The sequence below is a fragment of the Paramicrobacterium salitolerans genome, assembly GCF_051513965.1.
Taxonomy (GTDB): domain Bacteria; phylum Actinomycetota; class Actinomycetes; order Actinomycetales; family Microbacteriaceae; genus Paramicrobacterium.
The window spans coordinates 2068155-2090737 of sequence record NZ_CP195847.1 but is presented as its reverse complement, the minus strand read 5'-3'; the positions used below and the strand labels follow the sequence as shown (position 1 = coordinate 2090737).

Annotated in this window: 21 protein-coding genes; 16 read left to right on the top strand and 5 right to left on the bottom strand. The window is 66.4% G+C overall.

What is annotated here, in order from left to right:
- The first annotated feature begins 1 nt into the window (after position 1).
- Positions 2 to 598: a recombination mediator RecR gene (gene recR, locus ACSAGD_RS10000; RefSeq protein WP_437582588.1), complete on the top strand. Its 597-nt coding sequence runs from the start codon at positions 2 to 4 to the stop codon at positions 596 to 598.
- 146 nt (positions 599 to 744) lie between these two features.
- On the top strand, positions 745 to 1641 hold the full coding sequence (locus ACSAGD_RS09995; RefSeq protein WP_437582587.1) for a glucose 1-dehydrogenase: 897 nt from the start codon (positions 745 to 747) through the stop codon (positions 1639 to 1641).
- On the opposite strand, the gene ACSAGD_RS09990 is transcribed toward ACSAGD_RS09995, so the two are convergent.
- Positions 1638 to 2537, bottom strand: a complete 900-nt coding sequence (locus ACSAGD_RS09990; RefSeq protein ID WP_437582586.1) for a TIGR01777 family oxidoreductase — start codon at positions 2535 to 2537, stop codon at positions 1638 to 1640. The genes ACSAGD_RS09995 and ACSAGD_RS09990 overlap by 4 nt on opposite strands.
- Positions 2538 to 2696: 159 nt before the next feature.
- On the opposite strand from ACSAGD_RS09990, the gene ACSAGD_RS09985 reads away from it, so the two are divergent.
- From ACSAGD_RS09985 to ACSAGD_RS09950, 8 genes are all read left to right on the top strand, one after another.
- Complete coding sequence (locus ACSAGD_RS09985) at positions 2697 to 3092, top strand: four-helix bundle copper-binding protein (protein ID WP_437582585.1); 396 nt, start codon at positions 2697 to 2699, stop codon at positions 3090 to 3092.
- 271 nt (positions 3093 to 3363) lie between these two features.
- On the top strand, positions 3364 to 4629 hold the full coding sequence (locus tag ACSAGD_RS09980; RefSeq protein ID WP_437582584.1) for an aspartate kinase: 1266 nt from the start codon (positions 3364 to 3366) through the stop codon (positions 4627 to 4629).
- 43 nt (positions 4630 to 4672) lie between these two features.
- Positions 4673 to 5731 (top strand): aspartate-semialdehyde dehydrogenase, encoded by a 1059-nt coding sequence (locus tag ACSAGD_RS09975; protein ID WP_437582583.1) that lies wholly within the window; start codon positions 4673 to 4675, stop codon positions 5729 to 5731.
- Between the two features lie 256 nt (positions 5732 to 5987).
- On the top strand, positions 5988 to 7754 hold the full coding sequence (locus ACSAGD_RS09970; protein WP_437582582.1) for a DUF4012 domain-containing protein: 1767 nt from the start codon (positions 5988 to 5990) through the stop codon (positions 7752 to 7754).
- 90 nt (positions 7755 to 7844) lie between these two features.
- A complete protein-coding gene (locus ACSAGD_RS09965; RefSeq protein ID WP_437582581.1) occupies positions 7845 to 8579 on the top strand; it encodes a hypothetical protein in 735 nt (244 codons plus the stop codon).
- 52 nt (positions 8580 to 8631) lie between these two features.
- Positions 8632 to 10110: a malate:quinone oxidoreductase gene (locus ACSAGD_RS09960; RefSeq protein WP_437582580.1), complete on the top strand. Its 1479-nt coding sequence runs from the start codon at positions 8632 to 8634 to the stop codon at positions 10108 to 10110.
- Positions 10111 to 10205: 95 nt separating this feature from the next.
- Positions 10206 to 11042, top strand: a complete 837-nt coding sequence (locus ACSAGD_RS09955) for an alpha/beta fold hydrolase (RefSeq protein ID WP_437582578.1) — start codon at positions 10206 to 10208, stop codon at positions 11040 to 11042.
- Entirely contained in the window at positions 11039 to 11476 is a 438-nt protein-coding gene (locus ACSAGD_RS09950) for a GbsR/MarR family transcriptional regulator (RefSeq protein ID WP_437582577.1), read from the top strand. The genes ACSAGD_RS09955 and ACSAGD_RS09950 overlap by 4 nt, the downstream gene beginning before the upstream one ends.
- 79 nt (positions 11477 to 11555) lie before the next feature.
- Here the strand turns inward: ACSAGD_RS09950 and ACSAGD_RS09945 are convergent, their stop codons facing one another.
- A complete protein-coding gene (locus ACSAGD_RS09945) occupies positions 11556 to 12542 on the bottom strand; it encodes an iron-siderophore ABC transporter substrate-binding protein (RefSeq protein ID WP_437582576.1) in 987 nt (328 codons plus the stop codon).
- A 79-nt stretch (positions 12543 to 12621) separates the two neighbouring features.
- Here ACSAGD_RS09945 and ACSAGD_RS09940 point away from each other — a divergent pair, with 79 nt between their 5' ends.
- Genes ACSAGD_RS09940 through ACSAGD_RS09930 form a run of 3 tightly spaced genes read left to right on the top strand, consistent with a single transcriptional unit; the run spans position 12622 to position 15563 of the window.
- Positions 12622 to 13689, top strand: a complete 1068-nt coding sequence (locus ACSAGD_RS09940; RefSeq protein ID WP_437582575.1) for a FecCD family ABC transporter permease — start codon at positions 12622 to 12624, stop codon at positions 13687 to 13689.
- A complete protein-coding gene (locus ACSAGD_RS09935) occupies positions 13686 to 14720 on the top strand; it encodes a FecCD family ABC transporter permease (protein WP_437582574.1) in 1035 nt (344 codons plus the stop codon). Before ACSAGD_RS09940 ends, ACSAGD_RS09935 begins: the two co-directional genes overlap by 4 nt.
- Positions 14721 to 14744: 24 nt before the next feature.
- Positions 14745 to 15563 carry an ABC transporter ATP-binding protein gene (locus ACSAGD_RS09930; protein WP_437582573.1) on the top strand — a complete coding sequence of 273 codons (819 nt, stop codon included), beginning with the start codon at positions 14745 to 14747 and terminating at the stop codon, positions 15561 to 15563.
- On the opposite strand, the gene ACSAGD_RS09925 is transcribed toward ACSAGD_RS09930, so the two are convergent.
- Together ACSAGD_RS09925 and ACSAGD_RS09920 are read right to left on the bottom strand one after the other, a co-directional pair.
- Positions 15548 to 16192 (bottom strand): response regulator, encoded by a 645-nt coding sequence (locus ACSAGD_RS09925; RefSeq protein WP_437582572.1) that lies wholly within the window; start codon positions 16190 to 16192, stop codon positions 15548 to 15550. The two genes, ACSAGD_RS09930 and ACSAGD_RS09925, sit on opposite strands and share 16 nt — an antisense overlap.
- Entirely contained in the window at positions 16180 to 17439 is a 1260-nt protein-coding gene (locus ACSAGD_RS09920) for a histidine kinase (RefSeq protein WP_437582571.1), read from the bottom strand. Before ACSAGD_RS09920 ends, ACSAGD_RS09925 begins: the two co-directional genes overlap by 13 nt.
- A 108-nt stretch (positions 17440 to 17547) precedes the next feature.
- Between ACSAGD_RS09920 and ACSAGD_RS09915 the strand changes: the two genes are divergently transcribed.
- The 3 genes from ACSAGD_RS09915 to ACSAGD_RS09905 all read left to right on the top strand — a co-directional run bounded on the left by ACSAGD_RS09915 (position 17548) and on the right by ACSAGD_RS09905 (position 21472).
- Positions 17548 to 18324 (top strand): ABC transporter ATP-binding protein, encoded by a 777-nt coding sequence (locus ACSAGD_RS09915; protein ID WP_437582570.1) that lies wholly within the window; start codon positions 17548 to 17550, stop codon positions 18322 to 18324.
- A gap of 2 nt (positions 18325 to 18326) precedes the next feature.
- Complete coding sequence (locus ACSAGD_RS09910; protein WP_437582569.1) at positions 18327 to 20810, top strand: ABC transporter permease; 2484 nt, start codon at positions 18327 to 18329, stop codon at positions 20808 to 20810.
- Positions 20811 to 20983: 173 nt separating this feature from the next.
- The gene (locus ACSAGD_RS09905) at positions 20984 to 21472 is read left to right on the top strand and encodes a hypothetical protein (RefSeq protein ID WP_437582568.1); all 489 of its coding nucleotides are present in this window, start codon (positions 20984 to 20986) and stop codon (positions 21470 to 21472) included.
- A gap of 105 nt (positions 21473 to 21577) precedes the next feature.
- Here ACSAGD_RS09905 and rfbB read toward each other — a convergent pair whose 3' ends face one another.
- Positions 21578 to 22579 (bottom strand): dTDP-glucose 4,6-dehydratase, encoded by a 1002-nt coding sequence (rfbB, locus tag ACSAGD_RS09900; protein WP_437582567.1) that lies wholly within the window; start codon positions 22577 to 22579, stop codon positions 21578 to 21580.
- Positions 22580 to 22583: the final 4 nt, after the last annotated feature.

Below are 22583 nucleotides of genomic sequence, written 5' to 3'. Positions count from 1 at the left end.
CATGTATGAAGGAATCGTCCAAGAGCTGATCGACGAATTCGGTCGGCTCCCGGGCATCGGGCCCAAGTCTGCGCAGCGCATCGCGTTCCACATCGTGCAGACCGAATCGTTCGATGTCTCCCGCCTCGCCGAGCTGCTCGTCGAAGTGCGCGACAAGGTGCACTTCTGCGACATCTGCGGCAACGTGGCCGAGCAGGAGCAGTGCTCCATCTGCCGCGACCCGCGCCGCGACCACTCCTTCATCTGCGTGGTCGAAGAGGCCAAGGATGTCGTCGCGATCGAGCGCACCCGCGAATTCCGCGGCCTGTACCACGTTCTCGGCGGAGCGATCAGCCCCATCGACGGCGTCGGCCCCGACGACCTGCGCATCCGCGAGCTCATGCAGCGCCTCGCCGACGGCACCGTCACCGAGGTCATCATCGCGACCGACCCCAACCTCGAGGGGGAGGCCACGGCGACGTACCTGAGCCGTCTGCTCGGCACGCTCGAGATTCGCGTCACGCGACTCGCCTCGGGTCTGCCCGTCGGCGGCGACCTCGAGTACGCCGACGAGGTCACGCTCGGCCGCGCGTTCGAAGGACGCACTGTTCTCGGCTGACACCCCTCGGCGATCGGGAGGGTAAGCACCGCGACAGGCGAAGCGCAAGCCTCTGCCCGAGAATCCTCCGCGCGGTTAGCGTAAACGAACCGGTGCCAGCTGTGCCTTCGCACCGGACCACGTCCACGCGGAAGGGAACGAGAACAGTGACCCACGACCAATTGACGTTTCAGAACCCCGTCACGCGATACCCCAAGATCCAGCCGCCGAAGCAAGACCAGCCGGAGCCCGGCCTCGATGCCGAGCTCGAACCGCAGACGGACCACGGCGAAGACACGTACCGCGGCACGGGCCGGCTCCAGGGCCGCAAGGCGCTCATCACCGGCGGCGACTCCGGAATCGGCGCCGCGGTGGCTATCGCGTTCGCCCGCGAGGGCGCAGACGTCGCCATCGCGTATTTGCCCGATGAGGAGAAGGATGCCCGACACGTCGAAGAGCTGATCACGAAGGAAGGCAGCAAGGCCGTCGCCCTGCCCACCGACGTCTCGAGCGCCCAGAACTGCAAGGATCTCGTGGAAGCCGCCGTCGACGAGCTCGGCGGTCTTGACATCCTCGTCAACAACGCGGGCAAGCAGATCGCTCAGAAATCGCTCGAAGACATCTCTGACGAACAGTTCGACGAGACGCTCAAGACGAACGTCTACGCCATGTTCTGGATCACCAAGGCCGCGCTGAACCACCTCGAGCCCGGCTCGTCCATCATCAACACGACCTCGGTCAATGCCTACCTGCCCTCGCCGACACTCGTCGACTACGCCACCACGAAGGGCGCGATCAACAACTTCACGAAGGGCCTCGGCCAGCAGCTCGCTCCGAAGGGCATCCGTGTCAACGCGATCGCTCCGGGACCGTTCTGGACGCCGCTTCAAGTCTCCGACGGCCAGCCGAAGGAGAAGCTGCCCGAGTTCGGCACGCAGACTCCGCTGGGGCGCGCGGGCCAGCCGACCGAGCTTGCGCCGGCATACGTCTTCCTCGCGTCGTCCGAGTCGAGCTACGTGATCGGCGAGACACTCAATGTGAATGGTGGGATGCCGACGCCCTAACGGCCGTCGAAGGCCTCAGCGACCGCGTCGTCGAGGTCCTCGAAATCGAACCGGAAGCCGTCATCGAGCAGCGCCTTCGGGGTCACCGGTTGGTCGGCGAGGAGCATCTCGTCGGCCGCCGTGCCGAGGGCGGCTCGGGCGGCGAACCGGGGAACGGTGAGCCAGTTCGGGCGGTTCAGGTGATCGGCGACGGCCTGCGACACGTCAGCGGCCGTGTCCGTGCTCGGGGCGGCGACGTTGACCGGCCCCGAGAGCTCGCTCGTCAGCAGGTGCGCGATCGCGCGCACCTCGTCGTGGAGCGAGACCCACGGCCAGTGCTGCATGCCGAGGCCGAACGTTGTACCTAGGCCGAGTTTCGCCGCCAGTGCGAGCGGCGCCAGCGCTCCGGAGGGGCCCAGCACGATTCCTGTCCGCACGCGGACCACTCGCGTGCGGGACTGTGCAGGCCGTGTGGCGACCTCCCACGCGGCGACCGTGTCGGCGAGAAAGCCGCTGCCCTTCGGCGAGCTCTCGGTGAACGGCTCGCGGGCGGGCCCTCGACCGTAGTATCCAACCGCCGACGCGTTGATCCACACGCTCGGCGGGTTCTGCGCGGTGGCGATCGCAGCCGCGATCGTGCCGGTCGTGCTGACGCGGCTCGTGAGAATCGTCTGGCGGTAACCGGGTGTCCAGGGCAGGCGCGACAGGCTTGCGCCGGAGAGTGAGACGACGGCATCCGCCCACTCGATCTGTTCCGCCGGAACGACACCTTCTGCCGGATCCCAGCGCACGTCGTCCGCCGAGCTCGGCTCGCGTCGCACGAGCTGGCGGAGCTCATGTCCGTCGGCTTCGAGACGCTCACGCAGAGCGGTGCCTATCATTCCGCTTGCCCCCGAGAGAAGCACCCGCATAGCCATAGGCCATGGTAGGCACGCCTCTGCTGGATATGCACCTGCTTCAGAGGCCTGCGGTGCGGATCTGCAAGCCGCAAGGTAGGTGCAGGCGCCCTTAACTGCAACCCCCTATGCCGCAGTGGTGAAGAAACCTACCGTGAGAATGTGAGGAAAGGAGCGAATATGGCCGTTCGCGACATGCTCAGCACGTTCCCCGACGACCTCGGCACGGTCGATGCCGAAGCGCTCGCGGTCTGCATCGAGGCCTGCAACGAGTGCGCTCAGGCGTGCACGACGTGCGCCGATGCCTGCCTGAACGAGGATGCCGTCGAGCACTTGCGCCGGTGCATCCGACGTGACCTCGACTGCGCTGACATCTGCACGGCGACCGCTGCAGTGCTGTCACGTCTCGTCGATCACAATCCGGACACGCTTCGCACGCTTCTCGACGCCTGCACCGCCGCGTGCAACGCCTGCGCTGACGAGTGTGAGAAGCACGAGCATGACCACTGTCGCGTGTGCGCCGAAGTCTGCCGCCGACGCGCAGAGGCGTGCGCCGATCTGAAGGTCTCGCTGTGATCCTCACCGATAGAGCAACAACGAACCGCCACACATTTTCCGAACTCGCACGGGGCTCGCGACCTGCCCAGTGTGGAGAGGCCGTCTGCCCCGCGCTGACGGCTTTCGCGTACGAGACGTAACCCCATCGTCTCCCGCGGCCGCGCGCACGAGAGCTGTCACGGCTCTCGTGCGCGCGTGCGTTATAGCGCCAGTCATATAGAGGGCCTCGTATGTACGCACCCGTACAATGGATCGTTGGGCACTGACTGCTACCCCCGGGAGTTACTACGTGAGCCTTATCGTCCAGAAGTTCGGCGGGTCATCGGTATCGGAAGCTGAAAGCATCAAGCGCGTCGCCAAGCGCATCGTCGATACCCGCAAAGCAGGCAACGACGTCGTCGTGGCTGTCTCCGCCATGGGAGACACGACCGACGAGCTGATCGACCTCGCCCACGAGGTCACGCCGCTGCCGCCGCCGCGAGAGATGGACATGCTGCTCTCATCGGGGGAGCGCATCTCGATGTCGCTGCTCGCGATGGCGATCAAATCGATGGGCTACGACGCGCGGTCCTTCACCGGCATGCAGGCCGGTATGATGACGGACACCCAGCACGGCTCGGCGCGCATCGTCGACGTGACGCCCGTGCGCATCCGCGAGGCCCTCGACGACGGCGCGATCGCGATCGTCGCCGGCTTCCAGGGCTTCAACCGCGACACGAGCGAGATCACCACGCTCGGTCGCGGCGGCTCTGACACGACGGCCGTCGCGCTCGCCGCAGCCCTCGGCGCGGAGCTCTGCGAGATCTACACAGACGTCGACGGCATCTTCACGATGGACCCGCGCATCGTGCCTCTGGCGCGCAAGATCGAGGTCATCACGTCGGAGGAGATGCTCGACCTCGCGGCATCCGGTGCCAAGGTCCTTCACATTCGCGCCGTCGAATACGCGCGCCGTCACGGTGTGACCCTGCGCGTCCGCTCAAGCTTTACCAACGACGAGGGCACCCTCGTCATCAACCCGAAGGAGGGTGACTCCGTGGAACAGCCCATCGTCACCGGCATCGCCACCGATCTCAGCGAGGCCAAGATCACCATCGTCGGCATTCCCGACGTGCCCGGCAAGGCTGCGCAGATCTTCAAGCTCGTGGCCAAGACCAACGCGAACGTCGACATGATCGTGCAGAACGTGTCGGCCGCGGCGACCGGTCTCACCGACATCTCGTTCACCCTCCCGAAGGACCAGGCGCAGAACGTCCTGCAGACGCTGCGCTCCGACCAGGAGTCCATCGGCTACACCGCACTTCAGCACGACGACCAGATCGGCAAGCTCGCGCTCGTCGGCGCCGGTATGCGCGCCAACTCGGGTGTCTCAGCGAAGCTGTTCGACGCGCTGTACGAGAACGACATCAACATCGACATGATCTCCACGAGTGAGATCCGCATTTCCGTGGTCACGCGCGCAGACACCCTCGAGAAGGCCGCGCGCGTTGTGCACACCGCATTCGGGCTCGACGCCGACCAGGCGGCCGTCGTGCACGCTGGCACCGGCCGCTGAAGCAAAGACCGCCGCCATCATCAACCCACGAAGGGGAGAAACAATGACAGACGGACTGAGAATCGGCATCGTCGGCGCCACCGGCCAGGTCGGCACGGTCATTCGCGACCTGCTCGACGAGCGTGAGTTCCCGATCAGTGAGATCCGCTTCTTCGCCACGGCGCGCAGCGCGGGCACGACCATCCGTTTCCGTGACACGGACTACGAGGTCGAAGACATCGCGACGGCTGACCCGACCGGGCTCGACATCGCCCTGTTCTCGGCCGGAGCCACCGGCTCGCGGGCGCACGCTCCGCGTTTCGCCGAGGCTGGCGCCGTCGTGATCGACAACTCGAGCGCCTGGCGCATGGACCCCGAGGTTCCGCTCGTGGTCAGCGAGGTGAACCCCGAGGCGATCGACAACCCGCCGAAGGGCATCATCGCGAACCCGAACTGCACCACCATGGCCGCGATGCCTGTGCTCAAGGCTCTGCACGATGAGGCAGGCCTCGAGCGGCTCATCGTGAGCACCTACCAGGCGGTCTCCGGCTCCGGCCTCGCCGGTGCGATGGAGCTCGCCAGCCAGGTGCGCACGGCCGTGCAGGATGAGAACCTGCTGCAGCTCGTGCACGACGGCCACGCGGTCGCGATGCCTGACCCGGTCAAGTACGTCAAGCCGATCGCGTTCGACGTGGTCGCGATGGCCGGTTCGATCGTCGAGGACGGCGAGCTCGAGACCGACGAAGAGAAGAAGCTGCGCAACGAGAGCCGCAAGATTCTCGACCTGCCCGACCTGCTGGTCTCGGGCACGTGCGTGCGCGTTCCGGTCTTCACGGGGCACTCGCTGTCGATCAACGCGGAGTTCAGCAAGCCGATCAGCCCGGCCCGCGCGGCTGAAGTGCTCGGCGAGGCTTCCGGTGTCGAGCTGACGGACGTTCCGACGCCGCTCGACGCGGCAGGCAAGGACCCGTCGTACGTCGGGCGCATCCGTCAGGACCAGTCGGCTCCCGAGGGACGCGGCCTCGCCCTGTTCATCGCGAACGACAACCTGCGCAAGGGCGCGGCTCTCAACGCCGTGCAGATCGCAGAGCTCGTGGCGGCGAAGAAGACCGCCGCGGTCTGATTCAGCTGAGAGACGGAGCCTTCGAACGCACTCGGAGGCTCCGTTTCGTCTGCGGTGAATGCCCCCAGAACGGAGGGCACGGCACCGGCCGGCTGCCGTGAAACTCCTGGTGTTGCTGGAGATTACGCGATGCGCGTCTCACGGCACTATTCCAGCAGCGGGGCTCTAGGCTGGCTGAGGTCGTGCATCGATGATGCACAGAGCCGCGCGAGCGCGACACCGGACGCTCGCCTCAGGCACTGACGCAAGGAGAGCTGTGAGTCGCACGAGAGAACGAAAGCCGCTGTACGCCAGGGCGGCGCTGTGGGTGCCCATCGGCATCCTCGTGGTTCTCATCGGTATTATCGTGTGCGGTCTGCTCGTCGCCAAGCAGGCATTTGCGGTGCGCGACAGCCTCAACAAGGCGATTCCGCTCGTCTCCCAGGTGCAGGATCAGGTGACTTCCGGCGACCTCGACGGGGCCCGTGAGTCAGCGAAGAAGCTCGAGAAGCACACCGCTGCCGCACGTGAGGATGCCGGAGGCTTCCTCTGGGACATCGGCGAGAACGTTCCCGTGCTGGGCAACAACCTCGTCGCCGTGCGCACCACCGCAGAGGTTGCGGATGATCTCGCCGCACACGTTGTGACACCGCTGTCCGGGCTGAGCCTCGACATGCTGAAGCCGGTCGACGGAGCGATCGACGTGACCGCGATCACCGACGTGGGCGACACCGTGTCGTCGGCGTTGAAGACGGTCGAGTCGTCGCAGAAGACGCTCGCGGGGCTCGATCGAAACGGCGTGATCGATCAGGTCACGTCAGGTCTCGACCAGATCGAGCCGAAGCTGGCGGATGCCGCAGAACTGCTGACCGGCGCCAAGCAGGCCACCGATGTGCTGCCCGGCGTTCTCGGTGCAGACGGCCCACGCAACTACCTGATGCTGTTCCAGAACAACGCGGAGTCCCGCGGAACGGGCGGGAACCCGGCATCCCTTCTTCTCGTCAACGTCACTGACGGAAAGATCAGCATCGCCGATCAGGCATCCAGCCGCGACTTCGACAACGGCGGCGACGAGCTGATCACCGACATCGACAAAGAGACGCTGAAGCTCTACGGCGACAAGATCGGTCGCTACATGATGGATATGACGCTCACGCCGGACTTCCCGACGACCGCGCGCATCGCCCAGGCGTGGTGGGCGACCTACAGCGACACCAAAATCGACGGCGTCATGTCGATGGACCCCGTCGCGCTGAGCTACCTGCTCACGGCAACTGGGCCCGTGACGCTTCCGACGGGCGACGAGCTCACGGCCGAGAACGCTGTGCCGCTGCTGCTGAACGAGGTGTACTTCCGGTACACCGACCCCGATGTTCAAGACGCGTTCTTCGCGGCCGCGGCATCCTCGATCTTCGACGCCGTCACCGGGGGAGACCTCGACGTGAAGACGCTCATCACGCAGCTCACGAAGGTGGTCGACGAGGGGCGTCTGCTCTACTGGAGCAGCGACGACGCCGAGAACACGCTGCTCGAGGGTACGCGTGCCGCGGGTGCCCTGCCGGATTCGAACGACGACGACACGGTAGCTGGCGTCTACATCAACGACACCACCGGGTCGAAGATGGACTACTACATGGACGTCGCGATCAGCGCGACCCAGAAGTGCGAGGCGGATGCCGTCACGACGGCGACGACCGTCACCCTGAAGAACAACGTCGACCCGGCGAAGGCTGACGATCTGCCTGGCTACATCCAAGGGCCGTACTACAAGCACGGGCGCATCGCGACCGACGTGGTGCTGTATGCACCGGTGGGCGCAACGTTCAGTGACATCACTGTGAACGGCAAGGCAGTCAAGCCCAACTACTCGGGGACGCACCTCGGCCGCAACGCGGTGAAGATCTCCGTCACAACCGACCCGGGGAAGAAGACGGAGATCGCGTACACGCTGAACGGTGAGGCGGAATCCCAGGCGGGGCCGCTCGAGTTCTGGCACACGCCGATGGTTCGGGAGACCCCTCAGGAGGTCGCCCGCTGCGACTGAGTGGCGATTGCGTGCCCGGATCGCGGTCGACGATGACTCGATTATGACGGGATGCCGGTGAGAGGGGCCGCCGGGGAGTAAAGTTGCGACGTGATGACAGCGCCAAATGGTTCCATGAAGGCACCGATGGGGTGGTACCCGGTCGAGTCAACCCTTCGCTGGTGGGACGGCACCCAGTGGACCAGAGGGTATTACACTGACGGTCGGATGCGGGTGAACACGTTCATGGTGGACCAGGTCGTCATCGCCTGGATCATGGGCCCGCTGTTCCTACTCCTCGGCGTCAGCAATCTGCTTCAGGCGATGGTGAAGAGCGCTCTGCATCTGCACAGCGGCATCGATATCTGCTCTGGGGTCCTCCTGATCGCGGTGGGCATCGTCTGGTTCGTGGTCGCGATCCGTTCGACGATGATTCGCCGCATACCGGCGCCGGTCTCCGCTCCCGTCGTGTTCGACGAGGCACGACCGTTGCCGGGCGAGGTCGAGGGGCCCGGAGCACGTTGGGCGACCGTCGGCCCGAAGACCGCGCGTTGGTGGACGGGGACGAGATGGACGCAGTACGTCGGGCAGCGAGTGGGCGTGCGCACGACGTTCACAGGGGTGGCGGAACAACGCTTCATGCTGATCCTCGGCCTTGCGCTGCTGGGCGCTGGGGCGGTCATTGTCGGAGCGTCCGCCATAGCGCTTGGGGTGGCCGGAGGAGATCTTTTCGACGCGTTCATCATCGGCGGTGTTCTTCTCGTCGCTGGGATCGTCGTCGTGATCGTGGCGCAGACGGTGTACCGGCGTACCCTCCTGCTTCCGCAGAGGGCTCCAGACGCCTGAGCCGGTGATGTGACGGTCCGGAGCACTTCCAGCTCGTCATAGACTAGAGATCATGACCTCTTCCCAGTCGGTCGATGTCGCCCTCATCGGCGGCGGCATCATGAGCGCCACCCTCGCGTCCCTCATCTCTCAGCTCGAGCCTTCGTGGAAGATCGAGATCTTCGAGCGCCTCGGCGAGGTGGCGCAGGAGTCGTCCAACCCGTGGAACAACGCTGGCACCGGCCACTCGGCCCTGTGCGAGTTGAACTACACGCCGCAGGACAAAGACGGCACGGTGAACATCAGCAAGGCGCTGAACATCAACGAGCAGTTCCAGGTGAGCCGCCAGTACTGGAGCCACCTGATCGAGAAGGGGCAGCTCACCGACCCCAACACGTTCATCAACTCGACTCCGCACATGACCTTCGTGCGCGGCGAAGACAACGTGAAGTTCCTGCGCGAGCGCTACGAGCTGCTGAAGGGTCAGCCGCTGTTCGAAGGCATGGAGTACTCCGAGGACCCGAAGGTCATCAACCGTTGGGCGCCGCTGCTCATGAAGAAGCGTCTGAAAGAAGACCAGCCTTTCGCGGCGACGTGGCAGCAGGCGGGAACGGACGTCGACTTCGGTGCTCTGACCCACCAGCTGTTCGACGCGGCAGAGGCATCCGGTGCTCGCCTTCGTCTGAACAACGAGGTCAAAGACTTGACGCGCGAGAAAGACGGCACCTGGCGCATCCGCTACCGCCACACGGTCGGCAAGACGCCGGGCGTGACGCGTGCGCGTTTCGTCTTCGTCGGAGCCGGCGGCTGGGCGCTCAAGCTTCTGCAGAAGTCGGGGATCCCAGAGATCAAGGGCTACGGTGTCTTCCCGATCTCCGGGCAGTTCCTCCGCACCGACAACCCGAAGGTCGTTGACCAGCACAAGACCAAGGTCTACAGCAAGGCCGCGGTGGGTGCTCCGCCGATGTCGGTGCCGCACCTCGACGCGCGCATGGTGGACGGCAACCCGAGCCTGCTGTTCGGGCCGTACGCCGGGTTCAGCCCGAAGTTCCTCAAGAAGGGGCACTGGTGGGACATCATTCAGCAGGTGCGTCCGGGCAACCTCATTCCGATGCTCGCGGTCGCGAAAGACAACCCTGACCTCATCATCTATCTGCTCAAGGAGCTCGCCGCGAGCAAGCACAAGAAGTTCGAGGCGCTCAAGGAGTTCGTGCCGACGGCGGACCCGAAGGACTGGTACCTCATCACGGCGGGCCAGCGTGCTCAGGTGATGAAGAAAGACCCGAAGAAGGGTGGCATCCTGCAGTTCGGCACCGAAGTCATTTCGAGTGCTGACGGATCCATCTCGGGTCTGCTCGGCGCCTCACCTGGCGCATCGACCGCCGTGCCGATCATGCTGAACGTGCTGGGCCGTTGCTTCCCGAACAAGAAGGCGGAGTGGGAGCCCAAGCTCCGCGAGATGATTCCGACCTACGGCTCGATGCTCAACGACAGCGATCGCGTCGATGACGTGCTGAGTGAGACCGCGGAGACGCTGAACATCAAGCGCTGAGCGGCGCAACTATTCGGATCTATACAGCTGATGTATAGATCCGAATAGTGATGAGTGCACTTCTGCTTCGCCGTATTCTGATCTATATTCAGAGAATGGTGAAACTAAAAAGTCGACTGGCTCGACCGACCGCTGAGATCGCGTTTGCCGATCGCGCGGGAGCTGGGCCCGCAGTCGTCCTCACACACGGCGCGGGCATGGACCACCAGATGTTCGACGCGCAGGTCGAGGCCTTGGCTGCTCACGGCTATCGCACAGTCGTGTGGGACATGCGTGGGCACGGCGACTCGACAATGACGCCCGGTGCTCGGTTTGCGGCAGAGGATGCTCGGGACGATCTCCTCGCTCTTCTCGACGAATGCCGCATTGACCGCGCTGTGCTGGTCGGGCATTCGCTCGGCGGTAACCTCGTGCAGTCGTTCGCGCAGGAGCATCCCGATCGTGTTACCGGGCTGATCGTGCTCGATTCGACATGGAACGCGGGCCCTCTCACAGCGCTGGAACGCTTCTCCCTTCGACTGGCTGCGCCCACGCTGGCAGTCATTCCAGCACGATCCCTCGCCAGACAGATGGCGCGTGCGTCCGCGGTCACTCCGGCCGCCATCGAGCGGACGGAAGCGGCGTTCGCGCGGATGCCGAAGCGCGTCTTTCTCGACGTCTGGATGGCGACGGTCTCGCTCGTCGATCCGGACCCGGACTACCGGTCTCCGGTTCCGCTTGCGTTGGTTCGAGGGGCCAAAGACGGCACGGGCAATATCGCCGCAGCCATGGTGCGGTGGGCGCAGGCTGAGGGCATCACTGAGCATGTCATTCCCGATGCCGGACACATTGTCACATGGGATGCTCCGGAGGAGACCAGTCGGACGCTGCTGAAGATCCTGAACGACTGGAATCTGTCGCCGCGTGGTTCACGCCGGGAGGGGGCGCAGTGAACGGAGAGCAGGCGACGTTCGTCAACGCGATGGGGGACACCCTTGCGGCATGGAACCTATCGCGGGCGACAGGGCGTGTCTACGGTTATCTGCTGCTGCAGGCTGAGCCCTCGAGGTCAGAGGATCTTCGATCCGAACTCTCCCTCAGCTCAGGCGCCGTCAGCACCGCGACGAGAGAGCTCGTCGCCTGGGGTCTCGCGCGGACGATTCCGCAGTCGGGCAGCCGCCGGCTCCTCGTCGAGGCTGCGGGCGGGTTTGAGCAGCTGCTGGCCGCGAGCCACGAGCGAACGCGTACGTTCATCCGCACTCTGCAGGACGCACGAGAGCTGACAGAGAGTGAGGATGCCGCTCAGCGACTGTCCGACGTCACGGAGCTCTTCTCAAGCTACCTCGACGCCGGAGAGCGGGTGCTCCGCGAGCGGTCGCGGTCGTGACCGCGTGCCCATGATAGGTCGCCGGGCAGCCTCGCGCTGCGATCGGACTCGACGTCAGCCTCGAAGCCAGGCGTGAGGTCTACGTGAGGCTGGTCTTTTCGATCAGCGGCACGAGCTTGTCGAGGGCGTAGAGCTGTGCGCCGGGAGTTCCCGCAGAGAACGCCTGCGACAGTTCGCCGTCAACGACGACAGCGCGGTCGTCTGCGACGGCCGGAATCGCCTTCCACTGGGCATCCTCAGTGATCTGCGTGGTGTCGATGAAGATCGGGAACGCCACGATCAGGTCGGCATCGAGCAGGTCGAGCTGCTCGTCGGAGATGGACGTCGAGAACCCGGTGGCGTCCGCCTTCAGATCGGCGATGGTCGGAGACTGCGTGAAGCCGAGGTTCTGCAGGAACGAGAGTCGGCTGTCGCCTTCGATGTAGGCGCCCCAGCCCTCGGATGTGCGGGTCGCGACCGTCACGCTCTTGCCTTTCCAGTCGGGGTGCGCGTCGGCGACCTCGGCGAACTTCGCGGAGACCTCGTCGAGAAGCGCCTTGCCCTCATCGGCCTTGCCGAGGGCGGTTGCGATCATCGTCACCTGGTCCTCGGGGGAGGTGAGGTAGTTGTCGCCGTCCTCCGAGACGCCGATGGTCGTGGCGATGTCGGACAGCTTGTCGTGGCGCGCCGTGTCTCCGGAGCTGCGCACGTCGAGAATCAGGTCGGGGTGAAGAGCGGCGATCTCCTCGTAGTTCGGCTCGAGGGTGTCGATCATCTTCGGAGCCTCGTCGTACTTGTCGGCATCCCACGGCCCAACGCCGGTGCCACCGAACCCGAGCCAGTCCGATGCACCCACGGGCCGAACACCGAGCTCGAGCGCCACAGCGGCGTCGCCCCAGCCGAGAGCGACGACGCGCTCGGGCTGCTCCTCGACGGTGACCTCGCCGAACTTGGTGTTGACCGTCACAGGGAAAGCTCCCGATGGATCCGCTGTGCCCTCATCGCTCCCGCTCTGGCCAGACGAGCAGCCGGTCAGCGCCAGAGCCGAGACGGCGAGAGCGGCCACGAGGGCGGGGAGCTTCTTCATGTTCAGGGACCTTTCGATGCGGCGTCAGAACGCCGCGGAGAGTAGGGGAATCCGCAAGAGTTAGGTTAGCCTAGGGTAAGTGAGAACTGTCAAGGACGGGTCGTCCGAGGCCGCTCCGGCTGGGCCGGGAGCACGCGCCATTCGGCGCACCCGCACCCGCCGCGTTACAGTTCTGCTTTTCTCCATCGCGGTGCTTCTTGTGGCCTGTGTGGCGAGCCTCGCGATCGGCTCGCGGCCAGTGCCGCCGGATATCGTCTGGCAGGCGCTCACGGGCGGTCAGGTGCCAGCGGGGGATGCCGCGGCCGTCGTCGACCTGCGACTGCCGCGAACCGTCGTGGGCCTCCTCGTCGGAGCTGCGCTCGGAGGTTCCGGTGCGATCATTCAAGCGGTCACGCGGAACCCGCTCGCTGACCCGGGTATTCTCGGCGTCAGCGCGGGAGCTGGGTTTTTCGTCGCGATCGGCATCGCCGTCTTCGGGGTGACCGCTCCCGCTGGGTATCTGTGGTTCGCGCTCGCGGGAGCTGCGGTCGCAACCGTCGGCGTGTTCGCGATCGGGAGCTTCGGCAAGGGGAGCGCACGCCCGGAGCAGCTGCTGCTCGCCGGGGTCGCGCTGTCGGCGGTACTCGCCGGCATCATCTCGACGATCCGTCTCTCTGATCCGCGTCGCTTCAATGCGCTGCAGGTGTGGGAGGCCGGCACGCTCCGCAATGCGGACTGGGACGCGCTGGGCCCGGCGATCCCGATCCTCATCATCGGGGCGATCATTGCGGTCATCGTCGGCGCCCCGCTCAACACGCTCGCGCTCGGCGACGATCGCGCCTCAGCGCTCGGCTCGTCGGTTGGGCGCACTCGTGCCGCGGCGATCATCGCGATCACGCTGCTCGCCGGCGGCGCCACGGCCATCGCCGGTCCGATCGCGTTCGTCGGGCTCATGATCCCCCACGTCGCACGCTGGGCGATGGGCCCCGACTACCGCTGGATCGTCATCATGTCACTCGTGCTCGCGCCGGTGCTGCTGCTCGGCAGCGACGTCATCGCGCGCGTCGTCGCGTGGCCCGGCGAGGTGCCCGTCGGCATCGTCACGGCGTTCGTCGGCGCTCCGGTGCTCATCGCGCTCGTGCGGCGCGGAAAGCTGAGGCAGCTGTGACCGCGCAGACGACCGTGGCTCCCGCGGCATCCGATCGACGCCCTCGTCGCAGGCGTTCGGTCACTATCGGGCTCGCCGTGCTCGTGGCGCTGCTCGCAGTGATCACGCTCGGCATCGGCGACTATCCGATGACGATTCCGCAGGTTCTGCGCGCGATCGTCACCGATGCGGGGTTCGACACGACGATCGTGGTCGAATGGCGGATGCCGCGGGTCGCCGCAGCTCTCGCCTTCGGGGCCGCCCTCGCGGTCTCCGGTGCGCTCTTCCAGTCCCTCACGCGCAACCCGCTCGGCTCGCCCGACATCATCGGCTTCGCGACCGGCTCCTACACGGGAGTCCTCATCGTGACAACCCTCATGGCCGGCACGCCGCTGGCCAGCACCCTCGGCACAGCCGGCGCGGCGCTCATCGGCGGCCTCGTCACGGCCCTGCTCGTCTACGTGCTGTCGTGGCGACGCGGCGTGACCGGCATGCACCTCATCATCACCGGAATCGCCGTCACCGCGATGCTGCAGGCGCTCAACCTCTGGCTGCAGCTGCGCGCCAAGGTCGAGGTCGCGATGAGCGCGTTCGTGTGGTCGGCCGGCAGTCTCGGAACCGTCAGCTGGCAGAACATCGCCCCGGCGCTCGTCGGTCTCGTCATCTGCGGGGCGGCGACCGTGCTGATCGTGCCGGCGCTGCAGCAACTGGAGCTCGGCGACGACGCGGCGGCGGCGCACGGCGTCCGTGTCGAGACGGCTCGCCTCGGCATCCTCGTCATCGGCGTCGCCCTCACCGCAATCGCCACCGCCGTCGCGGGGCCGATCGCGTTCGTCGCCCTGGTCTCACCGCAGGTGGCGAAGCGTCTGGTCGGCGGTGCGGGCCTTCCGCTTATCGCCTCAGCGCTGACCGGTGCGTTTCTGCTGCTGACGGCGGATCTCGCCGCGCAGTACGCGCTGCCCGAGTCCATTCCCGTCGGCATCGTCACGGTGGTGCTCGGCGGTGTCTACCTGCTCGCCCTACTGCTGCGCAGTGCGCGCGCCCGCGCGTGAGCGCCGAACGAGGAGAATTGTCACGTGACTGATCAGCCCCGCATCGAGACCGAGCAGGTGACGCTCGGCTATGACGGGACGCCCGTCGTCTCGAACCTGAGTCTCGGCATCCCTCCGGGGTCGTTCACGGTGATCGTGGGGCCGAACGGATGCGGCAAGTCGACGCTGCTTCGCTCGGTCGCGCGTCTGCTGACGCCGAACTCCGGCCGCGTGCTGCTCGATGGGCGCAGCATCAGCGACTACCGGCCGAAGGAAGCCGCGCGGCGCATCGGGCTGCTCCCGCAGGACTCCACCGCTCCCGACGGCATCACGGTCGCGGAGCTCGTCGAGCGGGGCAGGTACCCGTATCACGGGCTGTTCCGGCAGCACTCCGACGATGACGATCGTGCGGTGGCAGAGGCGATGGATGCCACGGGCGTGACCGATCTTGCTGACAGGCAGGTCGCCGAGCTCTCGGGCGGCCAGCGGCAACGTGTCTGGGTGGCGATGGCGCTCGCGCAGGAGACCCCGGCGCTGCTTCTCGATGAGCCGACGACCTTTCTCGACATCGCGTACCAGGTGGAGCTGCTCGACTTGTTCGCTCAGCTGCACGAGCAGGGCCGCACGCTCGTCGCGGTGCTGCACGACCTCAACCACGCTGCGCGCTACGCGACCCACCTCATCGTGATGAAAGACGGTGCTGTCGTCGCGGAGGGTGCGCCGGCAGACATCGTCACGGCCGAACTGGTGGAGGATGTCTTCGGCCTTCCGTGCATCGTGATTCCCGACCCTCTGACAGGAACGCCCCTGGTGATCCCGCACAGCACGGCGCACCGCACCCGCGCCGGCTACGAGCGCAGGTAAGCGAGCGTCGCAAGCACTCGGCGGTGTCCGGCGTCGTCAGGCGCGAGATCGAGCTTCGAGAAGATGTTGCCGATGTGCTTGCCCACCGCGGCCTCAGTGACCACGAGCTGCTGAGCAATCGCAGCGTTGCCCATACCCTGGGCGACAAGGCTCAGCACTTCGCGCTCGCGAGGCGTGAGTCGGCGAATCGGGTCGTCAGCGTTGCGGCGGCTGACCAGCTGGGCGATGACTTCGGGGTCCAAAGCGGTTCCTCCGTCGATGACGCGACGAAGCGCCGCCACGAACTCGGCCACGTCGCCCACGCGCTCCTTCAGCAGGTAGCCGACGCCCGCGGTTCCGTCGCCGAGAAGCCGCGACGCATAGGCGTCGTCGACATACGCAGAGAGCACGAGCACAGGGAACCCCGGTGCGCGGTGGCGCAGCTCGAGGGCCGCTTTGAGTCCCTCGTTGGTGTAGCTCGGCGGCATCCTGACATCGAGAACCGCACCGTCGACGTCGTGCTCCTCGAACGCGGCGATCAGGTCGTCGGCGTTGTCGACGGCGGCCGCCACCTCGATGCCCTCACCCTCGACGAGCATCGTGAGGCCCGCGCGCAGGAGGGCATCGTCTTCGGCAATCAGAATCCGCACGGCAGCTCCACTTTCACAACGGTGGGTCCGCCAGTCGGACTCGCCACCGAGAGCGTACCGCCCAGCGCTTCTGCCCGGCGGGCGACTCCGGCGAGGCCCGACCCCGCACCGCCGACGACAGCGCCACCGACGCCGTCGTCTTCCACCCGAACGACCACGGTCTCTTCCGCACCCGAGCTTTCGCTACTGAGCGTCACCGCTACGGTCGACGCCTGCGCATACTTCGCGGCGTTGGTCAGTGCTTCAGCAAGCACGAAGTACGCGGCCGACTCGACGGCGGCAGGCGCTCGCCGCAGTCGTGATACGTCGAGCGTGCATGGCACGCCAGACCGGCTGGTCAGCGTCGATGCAGCGCCGCCGAGACCGAGCTCGTCGAGCACGGGCGGGTAGATGTCGTGAACCATCTCACGCAGACCGGTGAGCGCATCGGATGCCGCATCCTGCGCCTTCGTCAGATATGACGCCACCGCGTCCGGATTCGTCTCTAGCGAGCGCTGAGCGAGTCCGATCATCATGACCACGCCGACGAGCCGGTTCTGCGCACCGTCATGCAGTTCGCGTTCGATGCGCCGCAGCTCGCTCGAGTGCGCGTCGAGCGCGGCAGCGCGGCTGCGTGAGAGCGACTCGATCTGCTGCGCCATCTCGGTGACGCGGTCCGGCCACAGTACAGCGAGCGTGGATGCTGCCGTCCGCCGTGCGAGCCACGGCAACAGCACCCAGGTAATCAGCGCGCACGCCACCGCGATGGCGAACGCGGCTGCGGCGAGTGGCCAGCTTGTGACCGGAAACGGTGCGTACTGCGGATCGTCGAGCGGCATCGCCCACCACACGAATGCTGAGGTCAGACCGTTGACCGCGGCGAGCGGAAGCCCGATGCCGAGCAGAATCACAAACGGTACGAGCAGCAGGTGTCCGAGGAGCCATGCCCCGTTCCGCCGAAACTCGCCCGTTGTCAGCAGCGCCACGCGCTCGCGAAACGACAGCGAACCGCGCGACACCGGTGCGTGAGGCGGTGCCACGGTCCGCGCATAGCCGGCCGAGCGTTCGCGGGCACGGGCTGCCAGGTGGTCGAGCCAGTCGACGAGTGTCGGAACTGCGAGCCACCCGATACCGAACAGCAGAAACGGCGCGACAGCGAGAGCCGCGCACAGGTAGAACAACCCGACAAGCCACCACCACGCCTCAACACCGATGAACGCGAACGCGCGCCATCGCGAGCGAAGAGGGGAGACGGATGCTGTGGGCATACCCCTATCTTCCTTGACCCGCAGAACTCTGTCGGTAGTGCTACCCCTACCTTCAAGACTCCGGTGGGCACCCGTGTGCGCGTGAAGCGGCGTCCGTAGCGTCGAAGCATGACTTCGATTCCTCATGTTCAGCAGCCCGCGGCACCACACGCGGCGCCGGCCGCCCCCGCGGTTCAGCTCGATTCCGTCTCCAAGACCTACGGCACAGGCCCTACGGCAGTGACGGCGCTCGTTGGCGTCTCGCTGCAGATTCCCACGGCATCCTTCACCGCAATCATGGGGCCCTCCGGGTCGGGCAAGAGCACGCTCATGCACCTCACCGCGGGCCTCGATTCGCCGTCGACGGGCTCCGTCACGCTCGGGGGCACCGCGATCTCTCGCCTGCCCGAGCAGCAGCTGACGCGGTTCCGCCGCGATCACGTGGGCTTCGTCTTTCAGGCCTACAACTTGCTGCCACAGCTCACGGTCGCCCAGAACATCACGCTTCCACTCCTGCTCGCCGGTCGCGCACCCGATACCGCATGGTTCGACTACGTGGTCACCGCAGTCGGTCTTGCCGGGCTCACCCAGCGTCACCCGCACGAGCTCTCCGGAGGGCAGCAACAGCGTGCCGCGATCGCGAGAGCTCTCATCACGCGTCCCGCCGCAGTCTTCGGCGACGAACCGACCGGTGCTCTCGACTCGCGCACCGCGCGAAACGTGCTCGAGCTTCTGCGCCACGTCGCGACGCAGCTCCAGCAGACCGTCGTCATCGTCACCCACGATCCGATCGCCGCCTCCTACGCCGACCGCGTCGTCTTTCTCGCCGACGGACGCATCGCAGGCGATCTGCTCTACCCGAGCGTCGCCACGATCACCGAGCACATGACCGGGCTGGGGGAGTGACCATGTGGGCTCTCGCACGTGCCTCCGCCGTCCATCACCGCCGCAGTCTCGCGGGCGTCGCGGTCGCGGTGTTTCTCGCCGCAGCCCTCTCCACCGGCCTCGGGGTGCTTCTCGAGTCGGGTCTGCGCGGCGGCGTCCCCGCCCAGCGCTTCGCCGCCGCAGACATCATCGTGGGAGCCCCGCAGTCTCAGTCCGTCCCCGACGACCTGCCGGTGCCCCTCACCGAACGCGCACACGTGAGCGATGACATCGTGAGTGACATCGCGCGCATCCCCGGCGTCGCCGACGCGATCGCCGACGTGACCATCCCACTCGCGACAGAGTCAGGGGATGCCGTGGCGGCCCACTCCTGGCAGTCCGCCGCGCTCACCCCCTACGACCTGACCTCCGGAACCGCCCCGCACACCGCAGACGACATCGTCGTCGATCCGAGCCTCGGCCTCACGATCGGCGACACGGCGGTGCTCAGCCACGGCGGCATCCCTCACGAATACACCGTGAGCGGCATCGCCGAACCGACCGTGACCTCGGTCGATGAAACGCAGGTCTTCCTTTCCCCGGACGCTATCGACGCTCTCTGGCCGCACCCCGGAATGGTCGACCTCGTCGTCGTTCAGGCCGAACAGGGCATGGATGCCGCGACACTCGCGACCGAGATTCGAAGCGCCATTCCTGGCGTCGTCACCTACACCGGAATCGAACGCGGCGATGCCGAGAACCTCGATGCCGCGACCGCCAGAGCCACGCTGACGGCGCTCAGTGGATCCCTCGCGGGCCTCGCCCTCGTCATCGCCATGTTCGTCGTGGCGAGCACGCTCTCGCTCGCGATCGCCCAGCGCCGTGAAGACATCGCTCTGCTCCGCGCCGTCGGGGCCCAGCCGCGGCAGATCCAGCGGCTGCTCGTGGGGGAGACTACGCTCATCGCAGGTGTCGCCGCGGTGCTCGCCATCGCGCCGGGCTACGCGCTCTCGTGGCTCCTCGCGCGGACGTTCGAGACCGCGCAGCTCTTTCCGCATGGCTTCATGCTCGCGATCAGTCCGCTCCCCGCTGTCGGAGCCGCCCTCCTCACCGTCGCCACCGCGGCGCTCGCAGCCCACGCCAGCGCACGACGCCCTGCGAACGCCTCGCCGATCGACGCGCTCGCCGCGTCCCACGTGCAGAGCCCCACGCTCAGCCGCGCGCGCCTCATCACCGGCCTCACGCTCGTCGGAGCCGGCGCAGCCGCGGCGCTCACCCCACTGTTTCTCCCGGGCGAACTCGGCCTCGCGGGTGCCGGCAGCTCCGCTCTCAGCATGATCATCGGAACCGCGGTTCTCGGCCCCCGCATTGTGACGGCGGCGCTCTCGGCTATCGCACCGGCGCTTCGCCGCAGCCCGGCCGCGTCCGCGGTGCTCGCCGAGGCGAACGTCCGCGGCTTCAGCCGCCGCCTCTCCACCGCGATCATCCCGCTCGCACTCGGTGTCACGTTCGCCCTCGTGCAGATCGCGGTGCCGGCAACTATCGCCACCGAAGCCGCCCGCCAGGCGGAGCACGGCGCAACGGCAGACCTCGCCGTCACCGCACCGGCAGGGGTGTCAGAGGATGCCGCCGCACGCGTCGCCGCCCTCGACGACGTCCGCGAAGTCACCCCGCTGATCCGCTCGACGGCTGTCGTCACGACCACCCTCGCTGCAGACGAGACCATGACCGAGAGCGTTCCGATTCAAGGTGTCGATCCGACGGCATCCATCGATCTCATCGACCTCGGCGTCACGGCCGGAGCCCTCGCCGACCTCGCGCAGCCCGACACCGTGGCGGTGAGCCAGGCGCAGGCCGCCAGCTTCGGCGCAGGTCTCGGTGACGCCGTTCAGTTCACTCTCGGTGACGGAACCCCCGTCACTACAACCATCGTCGCGATCTACCAGCGCGCCCTCGGCTTCGGACCGCTCACGATGGCGGCTGACGCCCTCAGGCCCCACACCTCAGACGCGCTCGATGACGCACTCCTCGTTGCGACAGCACCGGGCACAGTCACAGCCGTCGGCGCGGAGATCCGCGATCTCGGACTCCAGACGACGGATGCCGCAGCTCTCGGTCACGTCGAGACCGACGAGGCCGCCCAGTCGTGGGCATCTGTCGCCGCACTTCTGCTGCTGCTCGGCTTCATCGCACTTGCGGTCGTCAACACGCTCGTGATGGCGACGAGCGAGCGCCGCGCTGAGTTCGCGCTGCTGCGCCGCCTCGGCAGCACGCGCGGCCAGGTCACCGCGATGGCCATGATCGAGGCCACCTTCACGGTCGTGGTGGCGACGCTGCTCGGTCTTGTCGTCGCGGTCATCCCGCTCGTGGGAATCGCGCTCGGGGTCAGTGGCCAGCCGGTGCCGAGCGTCTCACCGCTGGTCCTCGGCGTCATCGTCGCGGTCACCGCGCTGATCGGCTTCGCGGCCACGCTCGTGCCCACCCGCTCAGCGATGCGTGGTGACCTCGCATACGCTGACGCCGCCTGAGAACCGACGCCGCTGCGACGCTCTGCGACGGGCGCGAAGCCACCAAGTGCGACAAGAGCAATACCGAATGCGACGCGCAAGTACTTTTCCGGCCCCACAGCCGCCGCTTCCGATGACAGTAGTCATCACCAGGGAACAAAGGGCCCTCTGGGCAGAAAGGTATTTGGGAACGAATGGAAAGCAACGCAAAAGCACCGAAGTCGATCAAACGCCGGACGCTTGTGAAGGGCGCAGCATGGGCAGCGCCGGTCATCGCAGTGGCGACGGCAACGCCGCTGGCGGCGGCATCGACGGTGGAGCCAGAGCCCTCAGAGAACGCGACGTCGGTGCGCGTGACGACTGGCTCGGCGATCACCGCAGGGGAGTGGGCGCAGGGCGAAATTCAGACGATCGATACGACGACGCGTCCGGCCACCCCGGCGGTCTTCCCCGAGAACACGGTCATCACGATCACAGCCCCTGAAGGCGCCACGATCACGCTCGACGCAGCGGACCGGATGGGGATCGGAACGATTGAGGGCGAAGGGACGTCGACCGTGACGATCACTCCCGTTCCTGGAGAGACGACGGTGAGCTACTACTACACGATCTCAATCCCCGGTACAGCAACGACGCAGGTCACAGGCGATGTGAACGGCTCTGCATCGGGAGTCTTCATCTAAGGCCCCAAACTTCGCTGCAGCAGGCGGCCCCAGCTCCAGTTCTGCTCACGCGATCATCCACGGGCAGCCCTCAGATAACGTCGCTCGTTGTCTGAGGGCTGCTCGTCAACGCTGCGCCTGCGCCGCGTAACGGGATTCGGCCGCGGCCTTCTGCGCGTCCCACCAGTCGCGATTGTTCATGTACCAATCGATCGTGGCGGCAAGGCCCTCGGCGAAGTTCGTGAAGCGAGGCTCCCACCCGAGCTCGGTGCGCAGCTTCGTCGAATCGATGGCGTACCGAAGATCGTGCCCGGGGCGGTCGGTGACGTGATCGTAGGCATCCGCCGGCCGGCCCATCTGCTCGAGAATCATCTCGATGACCTCGCGATTGTTCTTCTCTCCGTCGGCGCCGATCAGATAGGTCTCACCGATCCGCCCGCGTTCCACGATCGTCAGCACCGCGGACGAGTGATCGTCGGCGTGGATCCAGTCGCGCACGTTCACACCCGCGCCATAGAGTTTCGGCCGTACCCCGGTGAGAACGTTCGTGATCTGCCGTGGAATGAACTTCTCGACGTGCTGATAGGGGCCGTAGTTGTTGGAGCAGTTGCTGATCGTTGCGTTGATGCCGAACGACCTCACCCACGCCCGCACGAGCAGGTCGCTGCCCGCCTTCGTCGATGAGTATGGACTCGACGGGTTGTAGGGCGTCTCCTCCGTGAACCGCTGGGGGTCATCGAGGGCGAGGTCGCCGTACACCTCGTCCGTCGAAATGTGGTGGAACCTTGTGCCGTGCCGACGCACTGCCTCGAGCAGCGTATACGTGCCGATGATGTTGCTCTCGAGAAACGGCTTCGGGTCGTCGAGCGAGTTGTCATTGTGGCTCTCGGCGGCGAAGTGCACGACGATGTCGTGCTCGGCGACGAGAGAGTCGACTAGCCAAGCGTCGGCGATGTCCCCGACGACGAGTCGTGACCGATCTGTGGGCAGATCAGAGAGGGATGCCGCGCTTGCCGCGTACGTCAGCTTGTCGAGCACGGTGACGGTGTGCTCCGTGTGCGCGAGCACGTGGTGCACGAAGTTGGCGCCGATGAAGCCGGCGCCGCCGGTGACGAGGAGGGCTGACACGGGA

What these genes read in the sequence shown, in the direction of transcription:
- recR (WP_437582588.1), top strand. Translation starts at nt 2, where the DNA reads ATGTATGAAGGAATCGTCCAAGAGCTGATCGACGAATTCGGTCGGCTC.
- ACSAGD_RS09990 (WP_437582586.1), bottom strand. Translation starts at nt 2,537, where the DNA reads ATGGCTATGCGGGTGCTTCTCTCGGGGGCAAGCGGAATGATAGGCACC.
- ACSAGD_RS09985 (WP_437582585.1), top strand. Translation starts at nt 2,697, where the DNA reads ATGGCCGTTCGCGACATGCTCAGCACGTTCCCCGACGACCTCGGCACG.
- ACSAGD_RS09975 (WP_437582583.1), top strand. Translation starts at nt 4,673, where the DNA reads ATGACAGACGGACTGAGAATCGGCATCGTCGGCGCCACCGGCCAGGTC.
- ACSAGD_RS09960 (WP_437582580.1), top strand. Translation starts at nt 8,632, where the DNA reads ATGACCTCTTCCCAGTCGGTCGATGTCGCCCTCATCGGCGGCGGCATC.
- ACSAGD_RS09955 (WP_437582578.1), top strand. Translation starts at nt 10,206, where the DNA reads ATGGTGAAACTAAAAAGTCGACTGGCTCGACCGACCGCTGAGATCGCG.
- ACSAGD_RS09945 (WP_437582576.1), bottom strand. Translation starts at nt 12,542, where the DNA reads ATGAAGAAGCTCCCCGCCCTCGTGGCCGCTCTCGCCGTCTCGGCTCTG.
- ACSAGD_RS09920 (WP_437582571.1), bottom strand. Translation starts at nt 17,439, where the DNA reads ATGCCCACAGCATCCGTCTCCCCTCTTCGCTCGCGATGGCGCGCGTTC.
- ACSAGD_RS09915 (WP_437582570.1), top strand. Translation starts at nt 17,548, where the DNA reads ATGACTTCGATTCCTCATGTTCAGCAGCCCGCGGCACCACACGCGGCG.
- ACSAGD_RS09910 (WP_437582569.1), top strand. Translation starts at nt 18,327, where the DNA reads ATGTGGGCTCTCGCACGTGCCTCCGCCGTCCATCACCGCCGCAGTCTC.
- ACSAGD_RS09905 (WP_437582568.1), top strand. Translation starts at nt 20,984, where the DNA reads ATGGAAAGCAACGCAAAAGCACCGAAGTCGATCAAACGCCGGACGCTT.